The sequence below is a fragment of the Paenibacillus sp. 01T422 genome, assembly GCF_056398785.1.
Genome location: NZ_JBFTQB010000548.1, coordinates 1 through 4,397, shown reverse-complemented (window position 1 = coordinate 4,397; position 4,397 = coordinate 1). Strand labels below are relative to the sequence as shown.

The following is a 4,397-nucleotide window of genomic DNA, read 5'->3' as shown; positions in this document are numbered from 1 at the left end:
GCTCGATACGCCGCTTTCTGAATCAGCTATCGTAGGAGTCGCAATTGGGGCAGCGATGGTCGGGATGAGGCCGATTGCAGAAATCCAATTTGCTGATTTCATATTTCCAGCAGCAAACCAAATCATTAGCGAAGCTGCAAAGATCCGTTATCGCTCCAATAATGATTGGCACTGCCCGATCGTGATTCGCGCACCTTATGGCGCTACTGGCGGCGGTGGCTTGTATCATTCACAATGTCCTGAATCGGTATTTTTTGGCACGCCAGGGCTCAAAATTGTTGCGCCTTCTACGGCTTATGATGCCAAAGGATTATTGAAAGCAGCGATTCGAGACGAAGATCCGGTTCTCTTTTTCGAGCATAAAAAATGTTATCTCTCTATATCGGATGAAGTTCCTGCGGATGAATATATTGTGCCGATCGGTAAAGCGGTGACCCGTCGCGAAGGTACGGATATCACGGTCATTGCTTACGGTCTATCTGTGCACCATGCCATGAAAGCAGCGGCTGAACTGGATTTAGAAGGAGTCAGTACAGAGCTGCTTGATCTGCGAACGCTTCATCCTCTCGATCAATCGGCAATTTATGAGGCGGCAGCGAAAACTGGAAAAGTTCTAATTGTCCATGAGGATAACAAGACAGGCGGCATTGGCGCTGAGATATCTGCTATGTTGGCAGAACATCTGTTGTATGAGTTGGATGCTCCCATTATGCGCTGCTGTCCACCAGATGTTCCACCTGTCGGGATGGCGCCAACACTGGAGAAGTACTATCTGCCAAATGTGGATACCGTGAAGGATGCAATGCGCCAGCTAGCGGAATTGTAGAGGAGGGTGGACATGGCGCCCAATGAGGAATCAGGTGCAAATCTCCCAGGCGATCAGATTCTAGCTATTAGCCCGATGCGACAAGCGATTGCTTCCCGCGCGCAGCAAAGTGTCACCGAAATTCCCCATGCTTGGCTGATGATCGAGGTGGACGTTAGTCATCTTGTCGCGCTGAGGCAGAGGCTGAAGGACACCTTTTTATTGCAGGAAGGATTGCCGCTTACGATCACCCCCTTTGTATTAAAAGGGATCGTGAATGCTCTGAAGGAGTTCCCGCTAATGAACGCGTCATGGACCCCGGAAGGTATTGCTGTCAAAAGGAATTTTCATGTCGCCATCGCAATTGGTTCGGAGGACGCTGTAATTGCGCCTGTTATTCACCATGCAGATCGTAAGTCTATTGCTGGCTTGGCGTTTGAGCTGTTTGATTTAGTCAAACGAGCTAAGGCTGGGGCATTGCGGCTAACGGATATGCAAGGCGGTACATTTACTTTTAACAATACAGGAGCCTTTGGGTCAATGCTTTCTTATCCCATTATTCAATACCCGCAAGCGGCTATGCTCACTTTTGAGAAAATTGTTCGAAAACCCGTTGTGATTCAAGAAATGATTGCGATCAGATCCATCGTCTCAATCTGTCTATCGTTCGATCATCGGATTCTCGATGGCATGATTTGTGGACGATTTTTGCAGCGAGTTAAGCATTATCTAGAAAAATATGATCAGGAAACTGTGATCTACTGAGGCTTCTCACCTTAGGAGGATTAACGTATGAGGGAAAGTGTCATTGTTGGTGGTGCTCGTACACCGTTTGGGAAATTTGGTGGCGGTTTAAAGGATGTCCTGGCAATTGAGCTTGGCGGTACGGCAATTCGTGAAGCGATTCAGCGTTCCTCGCTTGATCCGACTGCGATTGAGGCCGTCATCATGGGGATGGTCCTGCAAGGGGGAGCAGGGCAGAATCCCGCGCGTCAGGCTGCGCGAATGGCAGGTCTAGACTGGAATGTAACCGCAGAAACGATCAATAAAGTATGCGCATCGGGTCTGCGAAGTGTAACACTCGCGGATCAAATGATCCGCTCTGGCGATGGAGAAATTATGGCTGCCGGGGGAATGGAAAGCATGAGCAGCGCCCCTTTCTTACTGCCGAGCACCCGTTGGGGCGCAAGGATGGGGAATCAGACGACCATTGACTTGATGGTTCACGATGGATTGCTATGTCCATTTGAACACGTCCAAATGTTCGTTCATGGCAGTGACGTAGCCGGAGAGTTCGGCTTAAGCCGTGAAAGGCAGGATGAATGGGCTTATCGCAGTCATGTTTTGGCGATTGAGGCGAGGAAGAAAGGTTACTTGGCGGAAGAAATTATACCGATTGTTGTGCAATCGAAGCATGGAACGAGGCTGATTGATCAAGACGAAGGTCCACGAACGGATACCAGTTTGGAGCAGCTTGCCGCATTGCCAGCACTGGTGAAGGGTGGAACGATTACGGCGGGAAATGCCCCTGGCGTTAATGACGGGGCGGCGGCGATGGTTGTGATGTCGAAAGATAAGGCGTTGGCCCACGGCGTGAGCCCACTTGCAACGATTGTTGGGTCTGCGTGTGTAGGAGAAAGAGCGCCGTATATTGCGATTACACCTGCGCTTGCCATTCAGAAGCTTTTGAGGCAAACAGGCATAAAGCTGGAGCAAATCAGCCGATTTGAAGTGAATGAAGCCTTCGCTGCCGTCTTGCTGACCAGTGAACGTTTGCTTGGATGGAATCCAGAACTCGTTAACGTTGGCGGAGGAGCTATTGCGCTCGGTCACCCCATCGGCGCAAGTGGTGCGCGGATTCTGCTCACATTAATCCATGAGCTGCGAAGAAATGGGGGCGGGTACGGAATAGCTGCCATTTGCAGCGGGGCTGCGCAAGGTGATGCCATTCTCATTCGCGTGGATGGATGAATAGGATCGAGGGGAGCGGGACGATGAACATACAGACCATCATGGTCATTGGCGCTGGGCAAATGGGGAGCGGGATTGCACAAGTGTCCGCTGCTTCAGGCTTCCGGGTGCTGCTGCACGACACATCCCCGGAATATTTGAACAGGGGCATGCTAGCGATCAACAAACAGTTAAGCCGAAGTGTTGAAAAAGGCAAGCTGACGCCAGAAGGGATGTCTGAAATCGTTAGCCGCATACAACCAACTGAGTTTGTAGAGCTTGCGGAGCAAGCAGATCTAGTCATAGAAGCCATCTCAGAAAATATGGCGCTGAAAGTGTTGCTGTTTAATAGGCTGGATGGCCTTTGCCCGCCTCATACGATTTTGGCCACGAATACATCATCACTTCCGATCTCGGAGATTGCGGCTGTTACGGGTCGGCCAGAGAAAGTTATCGGCATGCATTTTATGAATCCTGTGCCAGTCATGCCTTTGGTTGAAGTGATCCGTGGGTTGGAGACGTCGCAGGGAGTATTCGAGGTTGTGTATAAGCTGAGTCAGCGTATGGGAAAAACACCGGTTGAAGTAAATGATTTCCCAGGTTTTGTGTCTAATCGGATCTTGATGCCAATGATTAATGAAGCTATTTTCACCGTATATGAAGGTGTAGCTTCGATTGAATCCGTGGATAAAGTGATGAAGCTCGGTATGAACCATCCGATGGGACCGCTAGAGCTCGTGGATTTTATTGGACTGGATACGTGTCTTTCGATCATGGAAATTCTATATGATGGTTTTAAAGATTCCAAGTATCGTCCTTGTCCACTGCTGCGTAAATATGTGAAAGCGGGTCGATTAGGGCGTAAATCAGGGCAGGGATTTTACGCCTACCAAGAATGAATGACGTTGAGAATACGGCTGCGAACAAGCTGGAAGGGAACTACAGGACGTTATTTACTCTGAAAATGTGCGTTTCGACCATGTAGTTCCCTTATCATAATTTCGGTGTTTACACGGGAACAAATGTTTGGTATTCTATGGGTATTAATTCCAATTTAAGGATATTTCCGTAATGGAAATGATTGGTCTTTATTGGTATACCCCCGTAGAATGGTCTGGCAGTGCGAACAAGTATACAGATGCAGTTAGTCATAATCATTTAAATACACACGCTACTAGGGGCATCGTCTAATAAACAGCGAGAAGGAGCGAGTCATGTTAAAGAGATTGGAAGAACTGTTTGGTGTAGATTTGGGCACCTGTAATACGCTAATTTATCAGCAAAAAAAAGGTATTGTTCTGCAAGAGCCGTCCGTAGTCGCCATTCAAACAGACACAGGGGAAATCAAAGCTATTGGCCAAGAAGCCTATGATATGATTGGGAGAACACCAGCGAATGTGGAGGTCATTTATCCGTTAAAAGATGGCGTTATTGCTAATTTTGATATGACCTTAGCGATGCTTAAATATTTTATTGGCAAAGTTAGAAAAGGCTACAATTGGTTCCGCAGCTTTCATGTTCTGATTTCAGTTCCATGCGGCATCACGAATGTGCAAAAGCGGGCCGTTGAAGAGATGATCGTTCATAAAGGAGCGAGGCGGTCAACGACGGTGGAAGAACCTTTAGCAGCAGCGATGGGAGC

Annotated in this window: 5 protein-coding genes; all 5 read left to right on the top strand. The window is 48.4% G+C overall.

All coding sequences use genetic code 11. The features are described 5' to 3' along the window. Window positions 1-826, top strand: an 826-nt coding sequence (locus tag AC1DUA_RS25525; protein WP_477502438.1) for an alpha-ketoacid dehydrogenase subunit beta, incomplete at its 5' end; no start/stop codon positions are given. Window positions 827-838: 12 nt separating this feature from the next. After that, on the top strand, window positions 839-1,570 hold the full coding sequence (locus AC1DUA_RS25520) for a dihydrolipoamide acetyltransferase family protein (protein ID WP_477502437.1): 732 nt from the start codon (window positions 839-841) through the stop codon (window positions 1,568-1,570). A gap of 27 nt (window positions 1,571-1,597) precedes the next feature. After that, window positions 1,598-2,776 (top strand): acetyl-CoA C-acetyltransferase, encoded by a 1,179-nt coding sequence (locus AC1DUA_RS25515; protein WP_477502436.1) that lies wholly within the window; start codon window positions 1,598-1,600, stop codon window positions 2,774-2,776. A gap of 23 nt (window positions 2,777-2,799) precedes the next feature. Further along, the gene (locus tag AC1DUA_RS25510; protein WP_477502435.1) at window positions 2,800-3,654 is read left to right on the top strand and encodes a 3-hydroxybutyryl-CoA dehydrogenase; all 855 of its coding nucleotides are present in this window, start codon (window positions 2,800-2,802) and stop codon (window positions 3,652-3,654) included. Window positions 3,655-3,969: 315 nt separating this feature from the next. Beyond that, window positions 3,970-4,397, top strand: a 428-nt coding sequence (locus tag AC1DUA_RS25505; RefSeq protein ID WP_477502434.1) for a rod shape-determining protein, incomplete at its 3' end; no start/stop codon positions are given.

Coding starts and splice junctions, on each gene's coding strand:
- AC1DUA_RS25520 (WP_477502437.1), top strand. CDS start 839: ATGGCGCCCAATGAGGAATCAGGTGCAAATCTCCCAGGCGATCAGATT.
- AC1DUA_RS25515 (WP_477502436.1), top strand. CDS start 1,598: ATGAGGGAAAGTGTCATTGTTGGTGGTGCTCGTACACCGTTTGGGAAA.
- AC1DUA_RS25510 (WP_477502435.1), top strand. CDS start 2,800: ATGAACATACAGACCATCATGGTCATTGGCGCTGGGCAAATGGGGAGC.